At 32.5% G+C, this 26,153-nt stretch carries 19 protein-coding genes; 8 read left to right on the top strand and 11 right to left on the bottom strand.

Annotated elements, in window-relative coordinates:
• The first annotated feature begins 70 nt into the window (after positions 1-70).
• Positions 71-1,402, top strand: a complete 1,332-nt coding sequence (uraA, locus tag BN2665_RS11250; protein ID WP_055667218.1) for a uracil permease — start codon at positions 71-73, stop codon at positions 1,400-1,402.
• Between the two features lie 136 nt (positions 1,403-1,538).
• Here the strand turns inward: uraA and BN2665_RS11245 are convergent, their stop codons facing one another.
• From BN2665_RS11245 to BN2665_RS11215, 7 genes are all read right to left on the bottom strand, one after another.
• Positions 1,539-3,290: an ABC transporter ATP-binding protein gene (locus tag BN2665_RS11245; protein ID WP_055667217.1), complete on the bottom strand. Its 1,752-nt coding sequence runs from the start codon at positions 3,288-3,290 to the stop codon at positions 1,539-1,541.
• Entirely contained in the window at positions 3,280-5,043 is a 1,764-nt protein-coding gene (locus BN2665_RS11240) for an ABC transporter ATP-binding protein (RefSeq protein WP_055667216.1), read from the bottom strand. The genes BN2665_RS11245 and BN2665_RS11240 overlap by 11 nt, the downstream gene beginning before the upstream one ends.
• A gap of 149 nt (positions 5,044-5,192) precedes the next feature.
• A complete protein-coding gene (locus BN2665_RS11235; protein ID WP_055667215.1) occupies positions 5,193-5,831 on the bottom strand; it encodes an alpha/beta hydrolase in 639 nt (212 codons plus the stop codon).
• A gap of 235 nt (positions 5,832-6,066) precedes the next feature.
• Positions 6,067-7,947: a molecular chaperone HtpG gene (gene htpG / locus BN2665_RS11230; protein ID WP_055667214.1), complete on the bottom strand. Its 1,881-nt coding sequence runs from the start codon at positions 7,945-7,947 to the stop codon at positions 6,067-6,069.
• 248 nt (positions 7,948-8,195) lie between these two features.
• Positions 8,196-10,007 carry an oligoendopeptidase F gene (gene pepF / locus BN2665_RS11225; RefSeq protein WP_055667213.1) on the bottom strand — a complete coding sequence of 604 codons (1,812 nt, stop codon included), beginning with the start codon at positions 10,005-10,007 and terminating at the stop codon, positions 8,196-8,198.
• Between the two features lie 101 nt (positions 10,008-10,108).
• Entirely contained in the window at positions 10,109-12,832 is a 2,724-nt protein-coding gene (locus BN2665_RS11220; protein WP_055667212.1) for a S8/S53 family peptidase, read from the bottom strand.
• 188 nt (positions 12,833-13,020) lie between these two features.
• On the bottom strand, positions 13,021-14,415 hold the full coding sequence (locus BN2665_RS11215) for an aminopeptidase (protein ID WP_055667211.1): 1,395 nt from the start codon (positions 14,413-14,415) through the stop codon (positions 13,021-13,023).
• A gap of 229 nt (positions 14,416-14,644) precedes the next feature.
• Here BN2665_RS11215 and BN2665_RS11210 point away from each other — a divergent pair, with 229 nt between their 5' ends.
• The 6 genes from BN2665_RS11210 (at position 14,645) to ytvI (ending at position 20,793) form a co-directional block, all read left to right on the top strand.
• Positions 14,645-15,991 (top strand): helix-turn-helix domain-containing protein, encoded by a 1,347-nt coding sequence (locus BN2665_RS11210; RefSeq protein ID WP_055667210.1) that lies wholly within the window; start codon positions 14,645-14,647, stop codon positions 15,989-15,991.
• A gap of 20 nt (positions 15,992-16,011) precedes the next feature.
• Positions 16,012-17,268, top strand: coding sequence for a GNAT family N-acetyltransferase (locus BN2665_RS11205; RefSeq protein WP_055667209.1), 1,257 nt, complete (start codon positions 16,012-16,014; stop codon positions 17,266-17,268).
• Positions 17,269-17,445: 177 nt separating this feature from the next.
• Entirely contained in the window at positions 17,446-18,039 is a 594-nt protein-coding gene (locus BN2665_RS11200; RefSeq protein ID WP_055667208.1) for a TetR/AcrR family transcriptional regulator, read from the top strand.
• A 70-nt stretch (positions 18,040-18,109) separates the two neighbouring features.
• Positions 18,110-19,213 carry a radical SAM/SPASM domain-containing protein gene (locus tag BN2665_RS11195; RefSeq protein ID WP_341452629.1) on the top strand — a complete coding sequence of 368 codons (1,104 nt, stop codon included), beginning with the start codon at positions 18,110-18,112 and terminating at the stop codon, positions 19,211-19,213.
• Complete coding sequence (locus BN2665_RS27810; RefSeq protein ID WP_341452628.1) at positions 19,185-19,466, top strand: SPASM domain-containing protein; 282 nt, start codon at positions 19,185-19,187, stop codon at positions 19,464-19,466. The genes BN2665_RS11195 and BN2665_RS27810 overlap by 29 nt, the downstream gene beginning before the upstream one ends.
• Positions 19,467-19,701: 235 nt before the next feature.
• Positions 19,702-20,793: a sporulation integral membrane protein YtvI gene (ytvI, locus tag BN2665_RS11190; protein ID WP_074042297.1), complete on the top strand. Its 1,092-nt coding sequence runs from the start codon at positions 19,702-19,704 to the stop codon at positions 20,791-20,793.
• 32 nt (positions 20,794-20,825) lie between these two features.
• Here ytvI and BN2665_RS11185 read toward each other — a convergent pair whose 3' ends face one another.
• Complete coding sequence (locus tag BN2665_RS11185) at positions 20,826-21,059, bottom strand: TIGR04540 family protein (RefSeq protein ID WP_055667207.1); 234 nt, start codon at positions 21,057-21,059, stop codon at positions 20,826-20,828.
• Positions 21,060-21,257: 198 nt separating this feature from the next.
• On the bottom strand, positions 21,258-24,503 hold the full coding sequence (locus BN2665_RS11180; RefSeq protein WP_055667206.1) for an SNF2 helicase associated domain-containing protein: 3,246 nt from the start codon (positions 24,501-24,503) through the stop codon (positions 21,258-21,260).
• A 306-nt stretch (positions 24,504-24,809) separates the two neighbouring features.
• On the opposite strand from BN2665_RS11180, the gene BN2665_RS11175 reads away from it, so the two are divergent.
• Complete coding sequence (locus BN2665_RS11175; RefSeq protein ID WP_055667205.1) at positions 24,810-25,346, top strand: HXXEE domain-containing protein; 537 nt, start codon at positions 24,810-24,812, stop codon at positions 25,344-25,346.
• A gap of 145 nt (positions 25,347-25,491) precedes the next feature.
• On the opposite strand, the gene BN2665_RS11170 is transcribed toward BN2665_RS11175, so the two are convergent.
• The gene (locus BN2665_RS11170) at positions 25,492-25,692 is read right to left on the bottom strand and encodes a zinc ribbon domain-containing protein (protein WP_195892691.1); all 201 of its coding nucleotides are present in this window, start codon (positions 25,690-25,692) and stop codon (positions 25,492-25,494) included.
• Between the two features lie 20 nt (positions 25,693-25,712).
• Positions 25,713-25,973: a hypothetical protein gene (locus tag BN2665_RS11165; RefSeq protein WP_055667204.1), complete on the bottom strand. Its 261-nt coding sequence runs from the start codon at positions 25,971-25,973 to the stop codon at positions 25,713-25,715.
• Positions 25,974-26,153 lie beyond the last annotated feature (180 nt).

Genomic DNA, 26,153 nt, shown 5'->3' with positions numbered 1-26,153 from the left:
TTATATTCTTATAAATATAAACAAAAATACTTTTAAATTAGTCCCGAGAGACTATAAAGGAGGATTATTAATGAAAAGATCTATAGGTGTAGAAGAAAGACTTCCTCTTCTCAAAACCATTCCATTAAGTTTTCAACATTTATTTGCCATGGTAGGTGCCACAATACTTGTACCTATAATAACAGGTATGAGTCCATCTATAGCACTATTTTGCAGCGGCGTAGGTACACTTTTATACATCATTTGTACAAAAGCAAAGCTACCTGCATATATAGGTTCATCCTTTGCATTTATCGCCCCCATGATGGTAGCATCCAAGAACTATGGTGCAGCTTCAATGCTTTCTGGTATTATAGCCGCTGGTTTAGTTTATGTTATAGTAGCAATTATAATTAAATTCTTTGGTATAAAGTGGCTAAACAAAGCATTACCACCAGTAGTAGTAGGTTCTATAGTTATAGTTATAGGCTTAGGCCTAGCAGGAGTTGCTATAAACTGGGCAGGACTTAACACTTCTTATGTAGATGCTTCCATGCAGCATGTTCCAAGATGGGCTTGGATAACAGTTTCCGTGTTAACTTTAGGGATAGGAATATTAGGTAGTATGTACTTTAAAGGATTCTTTGGAGTAATACCTATACTTATATCCATGGTAACAGGATATGTGGCAGCTTTAGCTTTAGGAGTTATTCCTCAATCTGCTATAGATGCTATATTATCAGCAAAGTTATTTAGACTTCCACCATTTCTTATGCCAGAGTTCAATTTAAGTGCAATGCTGCTTATGGCTCCTGTAGCCTTTGTAACTCTTGCAGAGCATATAGGTCACGTATATGTTACTAACAATGTAGTAGGAAGAGATTTTACAGTGGAACCAGGTCTTCATAGATCTATATTAGGAGATGGAGTAGCCACTATATTCGCAGGCTTAGTAGGAGGCCCTCCTAACACAACCTACGGTGAAAATATAGGTGTTATGGCTATCACAAGAGTTTATAGTGTATGGGTAATAGGTGTAGCGGGAGTTATAGCGATAGTACTATCCTTCATAGGACCAGTAGCTGCAATTATTGAACACATGCCTCTACCAGTAATGGGTGGAGTTAGTATACTACTATTTGGTATAATAGCTTCTTCAGGCTTTAGAATATTCGTAGAAGATAAAATTGATTTTAGCAAGAAGAAGAACTTGATTCTTTCTTCTGTAATCATAGTAATAGGCATAGGTGGTGCTGCAGTTAAATTTAAATTTAACGGTGCAGATGTAGAAATTGCTGGAGTAGCCCTAGCTACTATAGTAGGAATGGTTTTAAATGTTATACTTCCTGATGTAAGTGCTACAGAAGTAGATGAAGATACAGAAGAAGAAAATATCGTAAATCAAAAGGCTAAGGCCGTTTAAATGAAATTTAGATAAATAAAAATCCTGTTAGTCATAAGATTATAACTAACAGGATTTTTATTATTCACAAAGGTTTATTTTAAAAGTTTCTATTTTCGTTTTTTCTTTCTGTATCTTCCTTTTATTAATTTATGGTCTAACTGATTTTCCACCCTAGCTTCTCAATCTGATTATACTTAGCATACCATCCCTCTTTACCCTCTAATTCTTTGGGCGTTCCAGTTTCAATTATTCTTCCTCTTTGTAAAATTACAACTTCATCCGCATCTATGATCCCAGATATTCTATGACTTATGGTTAATAGGGTTCTGTTTTTAGATACCTCTCTTAATACCTTAAAGATTTTTTGCTCTGTGACAGCATCTAATCCTGAAGTTACTTCATCAAGCAATAATATAGGTGGATCACATACTATGGCACAAGCCAAAGCTAATAATTGATATTGACCGTGGGAGAGCTGTACTTCTCCCTCACCTATTATAGTATCATAACCCTTAGGAAGCATCATAATTTCATCATGTAATCCTACTGTCTTTGATGCTCTTATAATTTGCTCTTCAGTTATAGTTTTATCATATAAGGTTATAGCATCTCTAATAGTACCATCGTATATATTAAAGTTTTGAGGAACTATGCCCATAATTCTACGGCGTAAATTAGCAGGTATTTTAAAGGGATTAAAATCTCCTACTTTTATGGTGCCTTTACTAGGTTCATAAAGACCAGCTACTAGATTTAGTATTGTGCTCTTTCCAGCCCCAGTTTTTCCAATAAGGGCGACCTTTGTGCCCGGTTTAATAGTAAAAGATATATCCTTTACTACTTCTGTTCCATTTTCATAAGCAAAGGAAAGAGAATCTACCCTTATATTTAAAGTATCTTTTTCTTCATAGTTTATATGTTCTTGTATATGTCTTTGTTCTTCTTGTAAGCTATCAAACTCCTGTATCCTCTTTAAGCCTGATATAGCCTCTTGTATAGTTTGAAATTCCATAGCTATGGATTCAATAGGTGCTAGCATCCTAGATACAAGCTCCACACAAGCCGCAAGGGAACCAATGGTTATGTCCATGGCTCCTAATCCAGCAGGTGCAGAAATAATAACCACTAAGGCTATTATTATTGCTCTAAGTACCTGCATTACGCATGGGAATACGGAATCAAAGATACTAGTCTTATTTACTGCCTTTATATTTTCATTCAGTGGCTCCTGAAATCTGTCTACAAAGTCCTTTTCTCTATTGAATATCTTTATTGTTCTTATACCTGTAAATAATTCTTGAATGTATCCATTTATTTTACCCACAGCTTTTCTTGCTTCTATTTGTGCCTTTAAGGTAGCTTTTTTAAATTTTCTTGTTATTACATATATTATTGGGACTAATATTAATACATATAAAACTAAGATGGGACTCAACATATATATGGATACTATAATACCTAGCATTTTTAATCCATCAGCCATTATGCCTATTACTCCAGAAGTTAAGAGAGTTCCCACCACATCTACATCAGAAGTAAAATAACTCATTATAGCCCCTGCAGAATTATTTGAAAAATAGGAAATAGGAAGCTTTGATAATTTTTTAGCCATGTTATATCTTATATTAGCAAGAGTATTCTGCCCTACTATGGACATGGTTAGCTCACGGATAAAATCCGCTACTCCACTTACTATTACAGATAATAAATAGAAATATGCCAAAGTCCATAGGCCCTCTGTAATACCTTTTGAAATATACCCATCTATTATATTTCTCAAAATTTGAGGTGGTATGAGCTGCATAGCTATACCTGTAATAGCTGAAATAATTAAGGTGATCACAATAAGAATATTATTTTTACAAGTTTCTTTAAAAGCCTGAAATACTAATCTATTACTGCTCATAATTTTCACCTCTCATAAATTCTTGAGAATCAATAATCTTGCTATATATACCTTGTGATCTAGCTAGTTCTTCATGAGTGCCTTGCTGCACAATGCTACCCTTGTCTAATACTAAGACTTTATCAGTGTATTTAAAAGCCTCTAGTCTATGAGAAAAAATGAATAAAATTTTATTTCCTACGTTTTTACGCAGTTCTTCTATAATATGGGCTTCTGTACCTATATCCACCGCTGAAAAGGGGTCATCTAATATAATAACCTTTGCATCCTTGTACAAAGCTCTAGCTAAAGCAATTCTTTGCTTTTGCCCTCCTGAAACCTTCATGCCCTTTTCTCCTACCTGAGTTTTTGCCCCATATTCAAATTTTTTTATATCTTCTTTTAAAGAAGCTATATCTAATACCTTCTCTAAACTTTCTTTACCTCTGTCCCCCCAGGTAATATTGTTTTCTAAAGTTTCTGAAAAAAGTAGGGGATTATGTCCCATGTAACTTATGGTAGACAGCTTTTTATTATATGGAATGTTACGAAATTCTTTATTACCCCAATAAATGCTTCCGTTATAATCATACAGACCTGTTAATACAAGCCCTAAAGCACTTTTACCAGAACCCACCGCTCCTGTGACACCGACTATCATACCTTCTTCTACATCAAAAGAGAGATCCCTAATTGCATATTTATCCCCCGTAGGATATTTAAAAGAAAGCTTTTCTATTTTTATTGTCTCTGGTTTTAAACCCTCTACGTCCTTTTCATTCTGCAGCTTAGAGTTTCCTATTAGGTACTTAACCCGTTCCCAAGAAGCCTTAGCTCCTTGTTGAATATTAAAGACCTTAGCTGCCGTAGTAGTTCTAGTTGCCAAAGCTGAAAATATGGTTATAAATGCAGTGAAAGTTCCTAGGGTCCAACTGTCTTCAATAACCTTATTGCTTCCTAAAGCCACTACTAAAAGAATACCTATGGTAGCTACAGAAGAATAAATAGGGCCAAGTCCATTCTTTAATACAGAAGCTTTAGCTGTTTCTCTAGCCTGGACTTTTAATTTTTCTTCCAAACGTTTAAGTTCTGACTCTTCTCTTCCATATAGTCTTAAAAGGTTAACCTCCAAAATCATCTTTCTAATTTGAGAGGTTGTCTTAGAATTAGCTTTTCTAGCAGTTTTTGATGTTGATTGAACTAAACCCTTCATAAGCTGAGCTAAAACTATAGCCAGAGGAATTGGAATGAAGGAAATTAAAGTTATCTTCACATCATAAATCATCAAAGTGATGAAATAGGCAAGCATCAGTACCCAGGTATCCCATAGCTCTGTTATAGTTTTTCTTATTGCCTCTACCACAATATCTACATCTCCAATAGTTCTAGACATCATATCTCCAACTTTTTGCTTTTCCATTGTATTTAAATCTGTACCTAATAAGGATTGTATTATCCCAACTCTCATATCCCCGCTGATCCTATTAGCCATATCCCTAACGAAATAGCGTTTAAAAAACCTGGCAACTTGAAATCCTAAGGTTATTAAAATAAATTCTATACCAACTCTTACAATAGTATTTATATCCTTTGAAGTAAGCGCTGCATCTAATAATTTTCCTTGAAAAATAGGTCCAAGCACCATAGCAGAATTAAAAAGTATTCCCGTCAGGGCTGTAATAAAAAATTGCTTCTTGTATTTTATAATATACGATGATATCTTTTGTGAGCTCTTAGGTGGTTCAAACAATATTTTTATACTTCCATCCCCCATAATTCCGCCTCCTGATTAATTTAAAATCCTTCTATTCTATTGTACCACCCATTCCAATTTAAGGCAAAATCTAATGCTCTAAGAATAACTTTTTTATTTATGTTTTACATAATTTAAGGATACCAATGGTATCCTTATTTAAATATATATTATAGATTGGCATATATCCATTTAATCATGTCATTTCTATTTTTTAATGAAACTTCATGGCCAGCAGCATATGAAACAAAACTTACTTTATCGCTTCGCTCCTTAAAAAAATCATGATTTTCTTTACCGATATTCAATGGAAAAACTAGGTCTGCTTCTCCATGCGAAATAAATATTGACATATCCTCAACGGATTTGATCTGGTATTCTTCTTTTACAAATTTAGGTATATATCCGCTTAAAGCCACAATACCCTTGATTTTATTTCCCATAACAAGAGCTAAAGTCATAGATAATATGGCACCCTGGCTAAAGCCTAATAGGTATTGATTATTCACATCTATAGGATATTCCTTTGAAGCATCATTAATGAATTGCTCTAAGCTATTTACCGCCTTATCAAAGGACTCTCTATGTGGATTTCCATAGCCTTTTATAGAAAAATAAGCAAACCCATTTCCCTGATGAAGGGAACCTCTTATTCCTATAATTATAAAATCCTTCTTAAGCTCTTCTATTAAACTGATTATATTCTCCTCATTGCTTCCCATTCCATGCATAGCATAGATTACAGGATACCTCTTTCCTTCCTCCATGTTTAAAGGAAGAGAAACTTTATATGAAAACTGGCTGTTCATAATATTTCCTCCTCAATCCTAATCTATTAAATAAGCTCTCTATGCTTATAGAGCTCATTTTTTCTCATCCAGTTCTTTTCTATAATAGTTACTTATGAAAATATATTACTAAAATTATTATATACTTGTGGGATTATTATATACTTACAGGTGTCAAAGATCAATTTAACTAACCTCACTATAAAAAGCCTCTCGGATTTCTCCAAAAGGCTTATATTTTTAAAGGTTTATATTTTTATTTCATTAATTTGCAAATATTATTAGTAAAGTCCACAGGATCTTCTATAGACAAACCTTCTATAAGTAAAGCTTGATTGTATAATAAGTTAGCAAACATTTTTAACTTATCTTTATCCTGCTCAAAGGAAGCTTTTAGAGTATTGAATATCTCATGGTTAATATTGATCTCTAAAACCTTATCTGCCTTAACATCTGCATTGTTTGGCATGGTTTTTAATATTTTTTCCATTTCTATGGATAGCTCTCCATCACTAGATAGGCAAACTGGATGGTTCTTTAATCTCTTTGAAGCTCTAACATCCTTAACCTTTCCGGCTAAAGCCTCTTTCATATAATCAAAGAGTTCTTTATTCTGCTCCTTTTCTTCCTTTGAATCTGAATTTTGTTCCTCAGCTTCAATACCTAAATCTCCGCTGGAAACAGACTTAAATTCTTTCTCTTTATAATTCATAAGTATACGAATAGCGAACTCATCAATATCATCAGTAAAGTATAAAATGTCGAAGCCTTTTTCAGCTACTAGTTCTGTTTGTGGCAGTTTATCTATTCTTTCTTTAGACTCTCCGCATGCGTAGTAAATGTACTTTTGATCCTTATCCATAGCATTTACATATTCATCTAGGGTTATCATTTTCTTTTGCTTTGAAGAGTAGAACATCAATAAATCTTGTAAATCTTCTTTGTTCATTCCAAAATCGCTATAAACGCCATACTTAAGCTGTCTTCCAAAGCTTTCATAAAACTCTTCATACTTTTCTCTTTGATTCTTAATTAATAGCAATAATTCGCTCTTTATTTTTTCTTTTATCTTTTTAGCAATAAGCTTTACTTGTTTGTCTTGTTGCAGCATTTCTCTTGAAATGTTTAAAGATAAATCTTCAGAATCTACTAAACCTTGAACAAAGCTAAAATAGTCTGGCAACAAGTCACCACACTTGCTCATTATAAGAACTCCATTAGAATATAGCTCTAATCCCTTTTCAAACTCCTTTGTGTAGAAATCAAAGGCTGGCTTTGATGGTATGTATAATATAGAGTTAAATCTTACAGCACCATCTACACTAACATGTATAGATTTTAATGGAGTACTATAGCCAAAATGCTTCTCAGAATAGAATTTTTCATAGTCCTCTTCCTTAAGTTCATTTTTATTTTTTCTCCATATTGGAACCATGCTATTAACTACTTCATATTCTTTATATTCCTCATATTCATTTTCAGAACCTTCTTTAGCCTTTGACTTAGTAACTAGCATTTTAATAGGGTATCTGATGAAATCGGAGTATTTTTTAATAATAGACTTAAGTCTATACTCTTCTAAGAATTCATCAAATTTTTCATCCTCAGTATTCTCTTTAATTTTAAGGATGATATCTGTTCCTACAGTAGTTTTGCTATAAGGTTCTAGGGTGTATCCCTCTGCTCCTTCTGACTCCCACTTATACCCCTCTTCACTTCCTAAGGCCTTGCTTATAACAGTTACGCAGTCTGCCGCCATAAAGGCAGAATAAAATCCAACTCCGAATTGACCTATAATATCAAAGCCATCCTTTAATTCATTTTCCTTTTTAAAAGCTAAGGAACCACTCTTGGCTATAATTCCAAGGTTTTCTTCTAACTCTTCTTTGGTCATACCTATACCTGTATCAGATATAGTTAAGAGTCTATTGTCTTTATCCATAGTGATTTGGATATAGTAATTATCTTTATTAAAAGTGATGTTTTCATCCGTCAAGGCTTTATAATAAATTTTATCAATAGCATCACTAGAATTTGAAATGAGCTCCCTTAAAAAAATCTCCTTTTGAGTGTAAATTGAATTAATCATTAAATCTAATAATCGTTTTGATTCCGCTTTAAATTGTTTTTTCTCCATAAAAGCATACTCCTCTCGCAATAGTAATGAAATATCATTTTATTGTTAGCACTCTCAATCAATGAGTGCTAATTAAAATTTACCAAATCTATAATATTTGTCAACCATCTTCCCCCTATTGATTTGTAACTTTTTTGTTAACATTTATTAGTGTCGCTAATTCGCCTATTGTAATAAAATTTTTCATTCATATCGTCCTTTCACTAGCAAAACCCTCTGCTCTATAAATTTATAGCAGAGGGCTTTCTTTAAATTTCTCCTAGCTCTTCTGTAAGCTTGATTATTTCATCAATCATATTTCCTATGTGCTCTATGGTATCTAATAATGGCTTTTCTGTAGTTATGTCTACTCCCGCCATCTTAGCAAGTTCCACTGGTGTTTTAGTTCCTCCTGCCTTTAAAACAGCTCTCCAATCCTCTATGGCAGGTTGTCCTTCTTTTAATATTCTCTTGCTCACCTCTGTAGCTATAGTAAGTCCTGCGCTATAGGTATAAGGATAAAGTCCCATATAATAATGAGGCTGTCTCATCCAAGTGAGCTCTGCTCCATCAATTATATTCACAGTATCTCCCCAGAATTTTTGAAGCACGTCCTTTTTAATGGAGCTTAGCTTTGAAGCCTGCACACTTCCGCCCTCATCTATTATTCTGTATACTTCTCTCTGGTAAGCTGCTTCTAATAGATGAGTGACAAAGTTATGATAATAAGTACGGCTTATCATAGAAGATAAAACCCATCTTCTGAATCTAAGATCATCATTGGTTTTCATGAGATAATTAGCCATAAGCATTTCATTCATAGTAGAAGGTGATTCTATAAAGTATAAAGATGGTCTTGTATCAAATATATTTTGATTTTCATGGGCTAAATAAAAATGGCCTGCATGTCCCAGTTCGTGAGCTAACACAAATACCTCTCTCATCCTTTCTGTCCAAGATATTAATATGAAAGGATGGGTTCCATAGGGGCTAGAACAAAAGGCTCCTGTGGACTTACCTTTATTTTGGACAAAATCAATCCATCTTTCGTCATAACTTCTTTTAACTACTTGTAAATAGTCTTCACCTAAAATCGATAGAGCTCCCTCAATATACTTCTTTGATTCTTCTACAGATATACTAGGCTCATATTCTGGATCTACCGTTAGCTTTAAGTCTGCAAAGGTCATTTCATCTAATTTATGGATCTTCTGAAGGAGCTTTGCATACTTTCTCATGTGAGGTGCTAATTTTTCCATGATTATATCTATCTGCCTATTATATAATTCTCTATCTACCTTTTGAGGAAATAATAAGCTGTCTATTACAGAATCAAAGCCTCTTAGCTTTGATAGAGTCTTTTCTTTTTGAACTTGAGCCTGGTAGGCGGCTGCTACAGTATGCTGATATTCCTTTAGTTTCGATGAAAAGGCTTTAAAGGCTGCTCTTCTAAGCTCTGTATCATTTTCAAATTCCCATTCGTTTTCAAAAAGCACAAAGCTAAGAGGATATTCCTTGCCTTCTACATTAAAATTACCAAAATCCATATCAGCTAACTTTGCTTGATTGTATATGCCATAGAAAGAATTTAATGTGCCTGATAAAGCCGAAAGAACTCTTTCTACCTCAGGATGAAGAGTATGCTTCTTAGACCTTTTTATCTCTCTTAAGTAATTAGAATTTTCCTTAGATGCTTTCATGGTCTTTTCTATAACATCTTCTTCTAATTCTAGGATTTCGCTTCTAATAAAGCTTAATTTGCTCTCTACTTGAGATAGCACATTCATCATCCTCATATAACGAGCTTGATTTTCCACATTAGTCTGATCTACTGAAACAGAAAGGTTAGCATAAGTTGCTGAAAGATTCATAATGCCCATTACTTTCTTTAACTTGTCTAAGCATTCATTGATTATATCTGGAGAGTTTAATTTTCCTTTATAGATTTTATAGATTTCCTCTACCTGCTCTTGTACTGATTTTACAGCAGCATTGTAGTCCTCCTCAGTCTTATATATTGCAGACAAATCCCAGGTTAAGGATACATCCACATCCTTTCTTTCCTTTAATGCTTTTTTCATTTTATAGCCCCCCTTTTATTTAAATTACCGAATATTGAAAATACTCTTTTTATTATTTCTACATTATACTAAAATTTCCTGCAATAACTTTACCATAGTATTTATGGAGCTAAGTACAAACTTGTTAATTGTTTTGGATTAAAGCCCAAGAATCCATAATCAGCTTCAAAACCTAACTTAATATATATAGATTGTACTGAAAGCATTTTTTCAAATTCCTCTAGGGTTAAATAAAACTCATGAATATTATTATCTTTTTTTATACCATCACTGAATACTTTCCCTATTATATCCCCTTCTGGAGGATTGAAAAAACTAAGCCCCATATCTTCAGTGCTAGTATAATTTAATGTGAATTTTATTTTATCATTTTCCCTGTGGGCCTTGAAAGAATTGATTTGAATTACATCTTCATTACAATATCCGCTTAACTTAATATTCCCATAAAAAGGCTCCTCTTCCGTAATATTTGGTGAAAAAACCTCCTTACCTTTAACCTCCCAGTTTTCTAATAATCCTAAATAATGATAGGATAACACATTATGCATATTAAATTGATAGTTTGCATTCTGAAGCATATCAGTATTTTTTAATATTTCTTTTGCGTATTCTTTTTGAGCTCTATAAAAGCTATAGCTTCTTGTATTACCTGCGGATCTATTATATAAATAATTTAAATAGAAGTAATAAAAGTTATTGTTTTGCATATCACCAATATAAGCTTTATTATTTACTCCATTATTAGATATTATAGAAGATGCGGCTATGGCACTTATACACTTACCTTTCATAGCAGTATTCACAAGGTTTTCACTGCTTAAATTATAAGCATTAAGGCAAGTCCATAAATCTAAGTCATAATAATTATGAGAGAGTGTTTCATTTATATTTTTTCGATTTAAAAAGAAGATCCTTTTTTCTGACTGCTTGTGACTATCTGTGAATATGCATTGATCTATATTGTCCCACTGTCCATGAGCATTTATTATAAATTCTTTTATACCCTCTTTATTTTCCTTAATTAGGTTTTCTCTAGTAAAATCTCCTAGCACCTCTGTATTTACTGGATAATGTCCTTGTTTATTGCCATATAATTTGTATTCTTCAGAACTTAATATATTAAATTCTTTATCTATTCTTTCCTTTAGAAAATATCCCATATCATCTGAATGTTCCTTTAAGGGAAAAATAGGATTAGAAAAATTAACAAAATTTCCAAAAGGCATTTTTGATAATTCTTTTGCATACTTATCCTTTTTTTTCATATACTCTTTAAATTCACCCTTATTAAGAGGTAACCTTGCCACAGGCCATTGAGCTATGAAATTTACATTTTCCTTATTTTCAAATGCATCATAAAGGTTAAATTTTTCATTTAAATATTTTTCTTCGCTTTGAAAATTAGAATAAAAAAAGTCACTTTTAAAATCTTCACCTTCATCTATAGAGTCTTTCATTTTTATTTTATACTTAACATTGAAAGCTGGTACATCCTCTGAAGTACCAAAAATCTGTACTCCTTTTAACTTACCTACTCTTTCAGAAGCTTCTGCTTTTAGCATTGCATAAATTTCCGTAGCATTTTTATAGGAAGAAACATCTTTTAATATGCTGTCTGCTCCATCCTTAAAATTGCCTATATATTCTTTTATATATCTAAGATCTTCCTCATTTACTTTATCTTTATTATATAAAAAGTATCTATAATCTTTATCCTTAGAAATATCTCTAGGGTTAGTACAATTAGCTCTTACCATTTCTAGGAAACCCTTAGGATTTATAAAATCGCCACCTAAATGATTATAGGCACTTTTGTGTAGATATTCAAAAGCTTCCTTCTCTGTAAGGTTAGGATTTATTTGAAGCCCCATAGCTATAACCCCAGTTATAAATGGAACTCCCCAGCTAAAACCACCCTCGCTCCAATATGCGTAATGACTAATATCATTATCATATCCCATAGCTGTAGTCCTAAAATCTGCAGGTACTATTAGTCTACCCTTTAATTGGGCCTCGTTCCATTTCTTTTCCCAATTACTTAATTCATAATTTCTGTAGTCATTTCTGTCCTTAAAACCCATTACCCCAGCTGTAGCCATGTTGCAGGTAACATCTATTACTATTATCCCAGACTTTCTAGCCTCTTCTTGAGCTTTCCTTAAATGTTCTGCATATTCCTTATTTACGAAATCATCTGCTGCATGGGACATACCTACAACTCTTATTTTTTTATTTTCTGGAAGAGTTTTGTTGATCTCCACTATTTTCTCAAAAGATATAGCTTCATACTTATTATTATCTTTACCTCCACTATTTCCAAAAAAGTACACCTCTGAATTAGGTGCAATACCTATATCTTTTCCTGAAAGGAGGCTAAGAACAGCAGGCCCATGCATAGTAGGTGAAGAATCCTTTACAACATAATTATGTAGCTTTACATTTTCATAAGCATCGTGTTTTAAAAGAAGATTTTGATCCACATAGGCAATAGTAACTCCAGCACCAGTATAACCAAGTTTTTGAAGTTCCCTTATACCTAAGCCGGGATCCTTTCCCTGTTCTAATAACTCGTAGGGATTAAATTGCTTTGGAAGTTTATCCTTGGAAGGCCATTTTGTCTTATTGTCGAAGGTCAAAGTAAAAAGCAACTCTTCTTTATCCCTAAGGTCAACACCACTTAAGTCCATTCCTCTAACGTCTTGAAATTCCTCTAAATTGATGTTTGGTAAAACGGTCTCACCCTTAGCTTCAATAGAATTAGTAAGAAAAGCAAAATTCGTAAAAACTACAGCTAAGGATAAAAAGAAAGAAATTAACCTCTTCAAAATAATCACTCCCTATTATTAGTTTTCAATGTAACATATTCTACATTTGTATCAGATTTCCTTTTATTTTATCTTATTTTGCTACTCTTAACTTACTCTATTAGATTCTACTATGCTGAATTCTACAATATCTGCCAGATTCAAAGGGCTGTCCATTCCAATTAGACAGCCCTTTATTATTAAAATTTTTACAGACTAAAAAACGAATTATAAGCTCTATAGCCTTCATAGATATCTGCTTTGCTGGCAATTTCCCAAGGAGCATGCATGCTTAGTAGTGCTATGCCGCAATCCACCACATCCATGCCATACTCAGCAAGTATATAGGCTATAGTACCGCCACCGCCTTGATCCACCTTGCCTAATTCAGTGGTTTGCCAAATAATTTTATTTTTATTAAATACCTCTCGAACCTGTCCTAAAAATTCTGCGTTAGCATCATTACAACCACCCTTGCCGCCGTTTCCAGTATATTTAACCATAACTATACCTTTACCTAAATAAGAAGTATTTTTCTTCTCATGTACTGCAGGGTATAGTGGATCGAAGGCGGCCACTACGTCTGCTGAAAGCATTTTAGAATTGGCTAAGGCTCTGTTAACCTTTAAGCTAGAATATTCTTCAGTTAAATTTATCAATTCTGAAATTGTATTCATAAAAAATTTAGACTTCATTCCAGTAGAACCTATGCTGCCAACCTCTTCCTTATCTACAAATAGAGCTACAGCAGTTTTCTTAGGAGCTTTCGCTTCTATTAGAGCGCGAAGAGAGGTATAAGCACATATCTTATCATCATGTCCATAAGCTGCAACCATGCTTCTATCAAAGCCTACATCTCTTGCTTTTCCAGAAGGAACTATTTCAAGCTCAGCGGATATAAAATCCTCCTCTGTTATTCCGTATTTATCATTTAAAAGCTTCAAGATGTTTAATTTAATTCTACTTTTAGCTTCCTTATCCTCTACAGGAATGCTGCCCACTAAGATATTTAAATTCTCTCCTTCTATGGCTTCCTTAATTTTTTTATCGTATTGATCCTTTGATAGGTGTGGTAAAAGATCCGTGATAAACAAAACAGGGTCCTGTTCATCTTCCCCGATGGTTACGTTAATCTTCTTTCCATCTTCAGTAACTATAACCCCGTGGATAGCTAGTGGTATGGTCACCCATTGATAATTTTTGATTCCACCGTAATAATGAGTATCTAAATATGCAAATCCCTCTTCTTCGTATAAAGGGTTTTGCTTTAAATCTATTCTTGGTGTATCTAAGTGGGATCCAATTATATTCATTCCCTGTTCGAGAGCTTCTGCGCCTAGAGTGATTAATACTACGCATTTATCCTTATGAGTGGCATATATTTTATCCCCCGGAACTAATTTCTTGTTAGTTTTAATGGCTTCAGCTAAATCAATAAATCCATTAGCTTCAGCTATAGCCACTATATTTTCTACCGCTTCTCTTTCAGTTTTTGAAGCACTGATAAAGCTTTTATAATCCTGGCAAAAGTCATTCATTTCCTTAAAATATTTTTCAGAACCCTTATCCCAGATTGTTATACTTTCTCTTAATAAATTACTCATAAATTCTACACCACCTATATAAATATATTGTAATATCATTATAGTTTAATATAATTAAACTTGTCAATATTTTCTATGCGCTTTAGTTTATTATTTTTAAACTTTTGTCAATAAACATGAATCTTACTGATAAATATTTTTTATATTTTTCATTTATAGTTATTGAAGGTTGAATAATATTATACTATAATATTGTTAACATATTTATCCTTAAAAAGGAGCGAGTTAAATGAGTAAATCCATAGGAGAAAAAATAAAGGAGTTAAGGAAGGAACTTAAGATGACTCAAAGCGAGCTATCAGAACCGGAAATGACAAAAAGCATGCTTAGTCACATAGAAAATGGCACTGCAAATCCTTCTATGAAAAATTTGCAGCATATAGCTCTAAAGTTGAACAAACCTCTATCCTATTTTCTTGATGAATTTGAAAATGGGAATAAAAATAGCAAAGTGGAAAACATTTTACCCTTAGATAAAATAATCAAAGTATTAAACAAAATTGATATATTAATTAAAGATAAAGAATATGAAGATGCAAAAAAAGAGTTAAATACCCTTTTAAGCTCTTATAATTTTAATGACAAAGGCAAAGTATATGCAGATATTTTAAGCAGATTAGGGGCTTGCCATATAGAACTAAAGGAATTTGATGAAGGAGAAGGATATATTAATCAGTGTTGTGAAATCTATATTTCAAACATGCTTTATATAGAGGCCACAAGAGCTTATATAAAACTTCTTAGGAAACCTATAAGCAGTTACAATTATAAAGAGGCATTACAGCTTTTAGATAGAGCTAAGGAACTGTATAGTAAATCAAGCAGCCAAGATGTTTTTCTTGAAATAGAGCTTCTTGTAAAGGAGCCTCTTATAACTGTAGCCCAAGGAGATTTTGATAAAACCATCACTATATGCGAGAAGGCTATTGCGCTATCAAGGGAAAACAATATTTATTATCTAACAGATCTATGTTATAGAAACATTGCCATAGCCTACCTGCTTCAGGATGATTTAAATAAATTCGTTGAAAATATTGAGAAAGCTAAAAAATATGTTGAGTTTACTAACAACAAATATGTTCTGGCCAGGATATATCAAAGCTATGCCATATATGCTAATAGGATAAATAAACCTCTAGAGGCTTTAAATTATCTTAAATTTTATGAAGACAATACTAATGAAAGAGCCTTCTACTATTACTTAGAGCTTTCAAGAGCAAAGTATCTATTAGGCAAATATGATGAGGCTATGGAAGCTTTAGATAAAATAGACTACAAAGAAAATATTGTTTACTTAATTGACTGTATTTATATTTTAAACGGGAAGGTTTTAAAAGGTTTAATCTTAAATAAATTAAATCGATATGATGAAGCAATTCTGTCCATAGAAGAGGCCATTAAGGAAATTGAGCCTTACTGCGAAGTGGAATACAAAGGCTTTGTAAAATATGCCTACAAAGAATTAAGCAGTGCCTTTGAAGCCTTAAGCGAGGCATATTCTTTGAAAAATGAATATGAAAAAGCTTTTAGAGCTTTAAAGAAATCTAATGAGTTTAAATCCATGGCAAATTTATAATATAAGAGGGGGCTATAAAAATGTATACAATTAGAAAACTATCATCAGGACAAGAATTCCTAAACTTTTCGGATATAGCAGCTAACGCTTATCCAGGCTTTAAAATTCAAACCTCAGAAGAAAAAAAAGCTTTTGTTGAAAACTCAATGAAAGCCCAGACAGAAAGTCCCATTGTGAAATTCTACGGGGTATTTAAAAATGAAAATCTCTATGGGGGCATGAGATTTCATGATTTTAAAATGAATTTATTATCCGCTAAGATTAAAGTGGGTGGAGTAGGTCTTATAGCTGTGGATATTTTGCATAAGAAAGAAAAGGTAGCAAAAGCCATAGTTACTGAGTTTATTAACCACTATAAAAATAAAGGTGCCTCTATGGTTGCCCTATATCCCTTTAGACCTGATTTTTATAAAAAAATGGGCTTTGGCTTTGGTACCAGTATGAATCAATATAAGGTAAAGCCTTGTAACCTTCCAAAGGGAAACTCAAAATCAAATATTATATTTGCAAAAGAAGCAGATATAAATAAGCTTTTAGAATGCTATACAAGAATGTATGAAAAAACCAATGGCTTAATAGAAAAATATGAAAGAGATTTTATGCTTTTATTGAAAAATCCTAGGGCTAGAGTTATTGCCTTTAAAAAACAGGATCAAATTCAAGGTTATATGAGCTTTGAATTCAAGTCTGGCAGTGAAAAGAGCACTATGATAAATGACATCATAGTGAATGATTTAGTCTTTGAAAATGTAGAAGCCTTAAAAGAAATCATGACCTTCTTAAATAGCCAAAGTGATCAGATACGATATGTAGTATTTAATGTGCAGGATGAAGATTTTAGATTCTTACTAGAAGATCCAAGGAATGATTCCGACCACCTGTTTACCCCAGTATACCATGAATGCAGCATTCAAGGCACCGGTATAATGTATCGGGTAATAAACATACCTGCTCTTTTAAACAAACTAAAGGATCACAATTTTAATAATGAAAGCTGCAGGTTGAAGATTACGGTAAGAGATAGTTTCATTGAAGACAATGATGGAAGCATCACTGTGGACTTTAAAGATGGTATGTCTACAATAAGCACTGAAGCAGATTACGATGTGGAAATCGCTCTTGATATAGCAGACTTTTCTTCCCTCATAACCTGTGCTGTTAATTTTAAAAGCTTATATAAGTATGGAAGAGCAACTATTTCAAAGGAAGAATATATCGATAAGGTAAATAATATTTTTTCCTCCTGTTCAAAGCCAATATGCATGACTATTTTTTAAATAAAGTAGGATAATCTATGAATCATCTATAGGGTTTCTGTATGGAGACCCTATAAAATTCTCCCCTTCCTGTTCCCTTTTGGAAAACTCTTTGATAGCAGCGCAAGTTTTTATTGACATCAATGTCTAAAAAGACTACCATAATAAATAACAAATACTTATGTTAGGAGGAAAATAATGCCTAAGATTGTTGAAATAGATGAAATGAAAAAAAATATATTAGACAATGCTATAGAAGTGTTTGATACTTTAGGTTACAGCAATACTACTCTAAAGGACATAGCAGATAAATGCCATATGGGCAGAACCACACTTTACAAATATTATAAGAACAAGGATGAAATTTTTATTCTCTACTTAGACTATTGTACTGAAAATATAAAATCAAGCATAGACATTATTGTAGCCCAAAATCAGGTTAATTCTATAGAAAGAATTAAAGATATTATAGAAATATTTCTTGTAAAAAAGGAGTACAAAAATTTAATTTTTTCACTATCAGAATTTCTACATAACAATAATAAAGATAGCCTAGATAAACTATTCACACAATTTGAAAAAAAAGAGCAGGACCTTAAACATATTTTTGAAGACCTACTCCTAGAAGGAATTAATAAAAAAGAGATTAAACCAGTGAACTGTAAATTAACCTCTATAATATTATTCAACTTAATTGAAGGGGCCTTAATGTATTTTGATAGGAAAAGCCCTATAGATTTAAAAGAATACCTAAACATTATAATGACAATGATAACCGGTCTAAAAAACTAATTTTTTTTATATTTAATTAGACATATATGTCTATAAAAACATTAGTGTCTAAATATTAGGAGGGAGTAAAATGTCTGAAAAAAGTATTAAAGCAAAAGTAGTAACAGTAAAAGGTAAGATTGCCACTATAGCAGTAGACAAGGTTCTAAATTATTTGGACAAAGATCCTATAAATAATTTAGAAAAAGCTTTTAAAACAGGTAAAAAACTAGATATAGGCAATGATTATAAGGATGCTATTGACAATATAGAAAAAATGATAAATGACAAAGAATCTAATGGTTATAAAATTATAGAGAGATTCTTAACAGATATAAATAAAGAAACAAGAAATAAATTTCTATCTAATTTCATGGTATCAACTACCTTCATTTCTTCTCAAATAAGAAGGATCACTGAAGAAAAGACTAAGGTGCACATACCTTGGGCTATCCTTATGGATCCAACTTCAGCCTGTAACTTAAAATGTAAAGGTTGCTGGGCTGCTGAATATGATAAAACTACTTCCATGAACAATGAATTGCTTGATAGGATAATTACTGAAGGAAAACAACTCGGTATTTATATGTATATATATTCCGGTGGTGAACCCCTAATGAGGAAAAAAGATCTTATAGATTTGGCAGAAAAACATAGTGATTGTATGTTCTTAGCCTTTACAAATGCCACCTTAGTAGATGAAGAATTTGCAAAAGAATTAAAAAGAGTAGGAAACTTTGCTCTAGCTATAAGTGTGGAAGGTTTTGAAGAAGAAACGGATATGCGAAGAGGCCAAGGAACTTTTAAAAAAATCATACAGGCCATGGACATTCTAAAGAAAGAGAAATTAATCTATGGCTTCTCCACTTGTTATCACAGTAAAAATACAGAAGCTATTGGCAGCGATGAATATATTGACTTAATGATAGAAAAAGGTTGCACCTTTGGATGGTATTTTACCTATATGCCTATTGGGAAGGATGCGCTTCCTGAATTAGTAGCTGCCCCAGAACAAAGGGAAAAAATGTATCACTTTATAAGAGATACCAGAGCTAGCAAACCTATATTTGTTCTTGACTTTTGGAATGATGGAGAATATGTACAAGGTTGCATTGCTGGTGGCAGGAACTATATTCATATAAATTCTAATGGAGACGTAGAGCCTTGTGCCTTTATACATTACTCCAATAAATAATTCATTATTAGATTGTTTAAATCAGCCTATTTTCTTAAGCTATCAAAAGCATCAACCTTTTAATAAAAATCATTTAAGACCTTGTCCTATGTTTGATAACCCTGAAATGTTAAGGAGAATAGTTAAAGAATCCGGTGCCCTACCTACTCAGCAAGTAGATAGTGAGTCTGTAGAAGAACTCACCGCTAAAACTGAAATGCCATCAAAGCGATGGGCTCCTGTCGCAGACAAGCTTTGGATTGAAGGTCATTAATTATAAAATATAATTTAATGCTTTATAATGGTTTAATGAGCATCTATATCTTTACGGGATGCTCATTAAATTTCAATTCTAATTCTAATTTCAAGTCACCTCTTTCCTATACTTAAATATTAATAAATTTTTAAGGATATTTTAAGGTAATAACTCTAGCGTTTTAATAATAAATATGTCAATATATAATTATACTTGTTATATTTTCTCATCTGTAAATTTAAAGGAGTGTCTCATGAATAAGGAATATGTTATAGACAAACAAAAAATCAAAAAATTTCTCTTTAGTTTACTTGGTATAGCAGTGATACTTTTCGCTATATATAAGTCACTTTATTATTTGACTCCATTTATTATAGCGCTTATTTTGTCATTCCTTATGGAACCGGCAGTAAGGCTGATGATAAATAAGCTCAACCTGCCGAGAAGACTTGCCTCAGCCATAAGCCTTATTGTGGTTTTATTGGCCCTTGGCTTTGTAGTATCTCTATTAATATCTAGATTGATTATAGAGATAAAAGGTGTGTTATTAATACTGCCTTCCGTTGTCAATGACTTATATAAAAACATTGCAGAGTTAAGCAGCAGCAGTAGTAATTTAATAATCGGTCTTCCCGAAGATTTAACTAAACACCTTGGCGACCTTTTAGCTACGCTCTTAAGTTATTTGGGCGGTTTTCTAAATGGCATTGGTAAAGGTCTTGTTAATACGGCTTTCTCGCTGCCAGCAGCACTTGTTTTTATACTTATTACCATATTATCAACTTACTTTTTATCTAGTGATCGTGAAACTTTATGTAATATATTTAAATCGCAGCTGCCTGAAAATTGGGTTGATAGAATAGTTTACATCAAAAGAGATGTGTTTTCTTCTGTGTTTAAGCTATTAAGGGCTTACCTCATAATAATGTCCATAACCTTCACAGAGCTACTTATAGGTTTTTCTTTTATAGGCATAAAGTATGCTCTCGTCCTGGCAGCCATTGTATGCATTATTGATATACTGCCTGTACTAGGTACTGGAACTGTGCTCATTCCTTGGGCTATATATGAAACCATAACAAACAATCCTAAGATGGGTATAGCTCTTTTCATACTTTACATAGTCATATTGATTGTAAGGCAGATTATAGAACCTAAAATCATTGGCCATCACATAGGAATTCATCCACTTTTTACACTTATGTCCATGTATGTAGGCTTAAAGCTTCTTGGAGCTGCAGGGTTAATATTAGGACCAATTGTGATGCTTGTTTTAAAGAGTATATTTTCTAGCCTTTATAAAGGTAAGAACCTGAAAGATTTATTATTTAAACCTATATCATAAAAAAAGCTGCAGATATACTGCAGTTTTTATTTTTACTTTATTTTAGATGCTATTTCATCGATTATTGCTTTTCTATCTTCCCCTATGATACTGATTAAGCTTGAAGGCATGAATCCATTCTTATAAATTCTATCTTCATTCTTTTCTATCATTATAATTATGGTTTCTTCAAGCTTTTCATAAGAGATTAAACCTTCATGATATGTGTCAACTAAATCCTTAATCTTAGTTCCTAGTTCTTTAGGATTTTTATATACTGCTTTCATGTTTTGCTCCTTTTCCCATTATAAATATAATTTTATATTTAATTAAATATTCCTAATATATTATATACCATATTATTGTTTATTTAAACTTTAAAGCTCTAAGAATTTATCAATACTATGTTCTCAGTTTAATTTTTGAGCCTGTGGCAGAGGAAACATCCCCTTGCCACGGTGGTAAGGGGACGTTTCCTCTACCACCTATTCCTCAAATAATCCAAATATCTCTTCCTCGCTTAAAGCTGAAAAGCCTTCTCCACTGGATAATTCATCTCCCATAAGGGCTGATATGAGCTTTTTCTTCTCCTCTTGCAAAGACAAGATCTTCTCCTCAATGGTGCCTTTAGCTATGATTTTTATAACCTCTACCACGTTTTCTTGACCTATTCTGTGAGCTCTGTCCGTGGCCTGTTCCTCCACTGCCGGGTTCCACCAAGGGTCAAAATGGATTACTACATCTGCAGAGGTTAGATTAAGCCCTGTTCCTCCAGCCTTTAAGCTTATTAGAAATACTGAGTTTTCTCCCTCATTAAAGTCCTTTACCAGGCTCATTCTCTTTTCTGAAGCTATGGAGCCATCAAGGTAGCTAAAGGATATTCCCTCTGCCTTAAGTCTTTCCTTTATATTCTTTAAAACAGAGGTAAACTGAGAGAACAGCAATATTTTATGTCCTTCTTCTATGGTGTCATGAAGGATTTCTACTAGAGCTTCCAGCTTACCACTTCCTCCATCATATTCATTCATTACCACAGCGGGATCTAGACATATTTGTCTTAGTTTTGTTATGTAAGAAAGTATTTCTATTTTGCTGTTTTGGAATTCATCCTCTTTTACTTTCTTTTCAATCAATTCCATAGCATAATTGGCATAGATTTTATAAATTTTCTTTTGCTCCTCCTCTAAGGTTACCATTAGAGTTTTTTCTATTTTGTCAGGCAATTCCTTTATAACGTCCTTTTTTCTTCTTCTTAAAATAAAGGGTTTTATAAGCCTATTTAGCTCTTCTAGCACCTCTGGACTCTCCCTAAGCTTTTTATGATATCTTACGCTAAATCTCTTTTCATCATATAGATACCCTGGCATTATAAAATCAAATATGGACCAAAGCTCCATGAGGGAGTTTTCTATAGGAGTACCGGACAGAGCAAATCTTGTCTTTGCTTTTATTTCCTTTGCCGAAATAGCATTTTGAGAGTTTGGGTTTTTTATAGCCTGGGCTTCATCCAATATACAATAATCAAACTCCATGGCAGTATAGCTTTCCAAATCCCTCTTAAGCAGATTATAAGTTGTTATGAGCACATCATAGCTTTCTATATGCTTAAATATCTCTTCCCGCTGTTCCTTTGACCCATTTACAGGGGCCACCCTTACAGTAGGAGCGAATTTTTCAAATTCGCTTACCCAGTTATATATTAAAGAGGTAGGTGCTACAATCAAAGATTTACTTCCTTTGTTAGATAATATAAAAGTGATGGTTTGAAGGGTTTTTCCAAGGCCCATCTCATCCCCTAAAATTCCTCCAAAGCCTAAATAGTCTAAGGTTTTAAACCAGTTAAACCCTACCTTTTGATATTCTCTTAGGTTACCCTTTAAGTCCATAGGAGCTTTAAATTTTAGTTTTTCAATATTCTTAAGCTTATCTCTTATTTCCTTTAACTCTGACTTTCCTTTTATATATCTGATTTCATTTTCCTCTAAATAACTATGAAGAAAAGCACCTTTGCTCTTTGCTATTTCAATGTGATTGCCCTTCATATCTTTAGATGCAACTACATCTAATAGCTTTAAAAACTTCTTCAGCTCTAGTTCCTCTAAATCAAGATACTCTCCGCTCTTTAGCTTATAATATTTAAGATTATCTCTAAAGGCTCTTAATATACTCACCGTGTCCTGTGGTGGTATGTCTCCTATTTTAAAATCCATGTCAAAGTAATTATATTTACCTGTTCTAATGTCTCCAGAGATACCTTTTGTACCAATGGACTTTATACCCTTGAAGTTTTCAGAATAGTATACCTCTCCTATTTCCTGAAGCTGACCTATTTCACTCTTTAAGAACCTGAATACATATTCATCTTCCAGCATGAAATAAAATTTGCCTTTTATCTCCTCAAAGCCTAAGGTTTTAAGTCTAGAAATTACTTCTCTTTCCTTCTTAGAATCTCTATAAATTATCTTTTCATTATAGTCCTCAAAGATATTAAACTCATAATTTCCATATTTAACCTTTGTTATCAGTGTAATATTCATACCTTCTCGATGAAAATAAAAATTAAACTCACAATTTTCCATTACAATTTTTTCTTTTATGGTCTTAGATAAAGTAACCCTAGGCGTCAAGGTATTAAGCTCTGGAATTAACCTTCTTAATATGTCTTCCTCCTGGGAGTTTCCCAGATTCACCACCCTTGCTTCATTAAAGACTTGAAGGTATGGACCTATCTTATAACAAAACTCATAGTCTGGAAGGTATATGGTTGAACCATATAAGAAAACATCCTTCTTAGAACCTAAAACCATGGGCATCCCCTCTAAGGATTTAAGAACATAATCCTGTTTTATTATTTTCAAATCAAAGTCTATAGGTGGATTCTCATACAAAAATTCCACCTCCACAGGTCTATAAAAAAATCCTTCATTTAAATAAACCCTATGATTTTTTATAATCTCAAAAAATTCTCTCACTAAATATTCAGGAATAGTAATATATTTTCCCTCCACCAGCAGATTTTCACTTCTGCTCAAGTACTTATACTTACCTTCCATAACCTTTAACATCTCGATAAAATCAATAAGCCTTTTATCCTTGGTGCTGAACTTTTGACTTTTTATATTAAAAGTAAAGTTTTTGCTATAGCTTATTGGAATTCCATTATAAAAAGCTGCTAGAAACTGATTCATATCCTTTAAGATATAAAGATTGCTAGAACTCATGGATTTAATCCCTATTTTAAACTCCGCTGTAAGCTTATGATTCCATTCATTTTTATTTATGTAAACCTCTATTTTTAGCTCATCCTTATTTCTTTCATCCATCAAGAGCATAGATAACAAATTGCTATTACTTTTAAATATACCTTCCTCTAAGGCCTCTTCTTCATTAAAAAGAGGATTGTTAGCCAGCTCATCTAAAGCCTTATAAAAGGTAGCCACCAAATGCTTACAACAGTAATTTGTTTTTTTAAGCTCATTCTGTTCAAAATCAGCACAGCTGCAAAAGGTGGATAAAATACTTCTCTGCTTTCCATCCATCTCAATCTTAGTATTATATTCATTAAAAAGATTTTCAGAAATCACATTGCCATCTATACAAATAAATCCTTCTTCATTAGTAATATGTACAGAGGAAACCAGATCATTATTCAGAACTCTTTGACCCTTAGCATGATTCTTACCACTGGTTCCCTCATTAAATATCTGTAATAACATATCTTCTCTTAGCATATCTTCTCCATCTCTCTAACCAAAAGTATTTTACGTTTAAGGCATTCATAAATTTGCTTATCCTTATATTATAACATAAATTGGAGAAATGTGTGTTTTTGAATAAGGAGTTTATTCTACAGCTTTTATTCTTCCACCAAAGGACCAGTAATTTCTCTTAAGAGAAGAGATCACGTATTTGTTTAGCTATAACAATATATTGAAATTAATGTTATAATTAGCATGTAATCAAACTATATGCAATACATAATTGTAATAAAATATGAAAATCATTTATATTATGGGCTTTTAGTGGGGGGTATCACGATGAATGATATAGAAGTAATGGTATGGCTGTTCCCTATACTTTTTATTTTTCACGACTTTGAAGAAATAATTTTCTTGCAAGCATGGATAAAGAAGAATAGAGGCTATTTATGTGAAAGATTTCCTAAATTATCAAAAAAGTTACTACCTCATTTCGATAGTATTACAACATCATCTTTCGCACTTGGTGTAGCAGAAGAATTTATTTTGATTAGCATAATTACAGTTATTTCTTATGTGACGAATTGGTATATCTTATGGGTAGGCTTGTTTATTGCCTTTACTTTACATTTAGTAATACATTGTTTTCAAGCATTGATAGTAAGAAAATATGTCCCTGCTGTCATTACTAGTGTCCTTTGTTTGCCTATCTGCATTTATATTATTAAGCATGTAGTGAAATTGTTTCAGTTAGATACTGTTATCCTGTATTCTATTTTAGCCTTTATAATTATGGTGGTGAATTTAGGTATTATTCACAAAGGTATGGATCTATTCAGCAGATGGTTAACCCAGTATGAACAACAGATCAAATGACATAGCCTTATTTTTCTATTCATAGTATAAGCTTCTTAGCTCCAAAGACATGAGCTATAGTATAGTTTCATAATAAAAAAGCGATTCCTAATGAACCGCTTTTTTAAATATAGTTGAATACTTACTGATGATAATCACTAAATTATTAATCTATACGTTGTAGAGCACCTTTATAGAAAAATTCACTATGCCTGCAACATGGACATACATATACTTCGAATATAAGATGCTCCTCCACATCAAACATAGCACTAAATAATCCTCTGTTATTATCTTGAGAATCGAATCTATACTCCTTCAAATAACTCATAGAGTGTCCACATCTTAAACAATTAATATTTTCCATACTATATCCCCCTAAATTTTTTATAATAAGGCGTTTAATATAACTACTTCTAACGCTATGGTTCCTATGCACAACATAATAAATATACCTAGCTTTAACTCTGCAAAATAGTCTTTAAAATATTCTCCTCGAAATAATGAGAATATATCTGGCCTAATACTATATTTTAAAGAATTATTGAAGTCTTCCTCATCTCGGAAGATACACCTGTAAAAAAATTTAAAGAGCTTTATATCTGCCCAAATTATAAATGGTGCCATTATTAATGCTATTAACCACATAATTTTCCCCCCTCACATTAATATAAACTTATTTTTTATTGTTTTAGATTAATGAGTTCAGTATAACCTTTAAGACAGTATTTATTATCACTTTATCTTGTATCTAATATTACGCTCTTTTTAATTAGTATTCAATAATCTCTTGTGGTGAAAGAATCATTAATAAGCTCATTATTTTAA

Source organism: Desnuesiella massiliensis (assembly GCF_001403615.1).
GTDB lineage: Bacteria > Bacillota > Clostridia > Clostridiales > Clostridiaceae > Desnuesiella > Desnuesiella massiliensis.
The sequence above is the reverse complement of the archived record's forward strand: the minus strand, read 5'-3'. Positions and strand labels throughout refer to the sequence as shown.

Coding starts and splice junctions, on each gene's coding strand:
- uraA (WP_055667218.1), top strand. CDS start 71: ATGAAAAGATCTATAGGTGTAGAAGAAAGACTTCCTCTTCTCAAAACC.
- BN2665_RS11245 (WP_055667217.1), bottom strand. CDS start 3,290: ATGAGCAGTAATAGATTAGTATTTCAGGCTTTTAAAGAAACTTGTAAA.
- BN2665_RS11240 (WP_055667216.1), bottom strand. CDS start 5,043: ATGGGGGATGGAAGTATAAAAATATTGTTTGAACCACCTAAGAGCTCA.
- BN2665_RS11235 (WP_055667215.1), bottom strand. CDS start 5,831: ATGAACAGCCAGTTTTCATATAAAGTTTCTCTTCCTTTAAACATGGAG.
- htpG (WP_055667214.1), bottom strand. CDS start 7,947: ATGGAGAAAAAACAATTTAAAGCGGAATCAAAACGATTATTAGATTTA.
- pepF (WP_055667213.1), bottom strand. CDS start 10,007: ATGAAAAAAGCATTAAAGGAAAGAAAGGATGTGGATGTATCCTTAACC.
- BN2665_RS11215 (WP_055667211.1), bottom strand. CDS start 14,415: ATGAGTAATTTATTAAGAGAAAGTATAACAATCTGGGATAAGGGTTCT.
- BN2665_RS11210 (WP_055667210.1), top strand. CDS start 14,645: ATGAGTAAATCCATAGGAGAAAAAATAAAGGAGTTAAGGAAGGAACTT.
- BN2665_RS11205 (WP_055667209.1), top strand. CDS start 16,012: ATGTATACAATTAGAAAACTATCATCAGGACAAGAATTCCTAAACTTT.
- BN2665_RS11200 (WP_055667208.1), top strand. CDS start 17,446: ATGCCTAAGATTGTTGAAATAGATGAAATGAAAAAAAATATATTAGAC.
- BN2665_RS11195 (WP_341452629.1), top strand. CDS start 18,110: ATGTCTGAAAAAAGTATTAAAGCAAAAGTAGTAACAGTAAAAGGTAAG.
- ytvI (WP_074042297.1), top strand. CDS start 19,702: ATGAATAAGGAATATGTTATAGACAAACAAAAAATCAAAAAATTTCTC.
- BN2665_RS11185 (WP_055667207.1), bottom strand. CDS start 21,059: ATGAAAGCAGTATATAAAAATCCTAAAGAACTAGGAACTAAGATTAAG.
- BN2665_RS11180 (WP_055667206.1), bottom strand. CDS start 24,503: ATGCTAAGAGAAGATATGTTATTACAGATATTTAATGAGGGAACCAGT.
- BN2665_RS11175 (WP_055667205.1), top strand. CDS start 24,810: ATGAATGATATAGAAGTAATGGTATGGCTGTTCCCTATACTTTTTATT.
- BN2665_RS11170 (WP_195892691.1), bottom strand. CDS start 25,692: ATGGAAAATATTAATTGTTTAAGATGTGGACACTCTATGAGTTATTTG.
- BN2665_RS11165 (WP_055667204.1), bottom strand. CDS start 25,973: ATGTGGTTAATAGCATTAATAATGGCACCATTTATAATTTGGGCAGAT.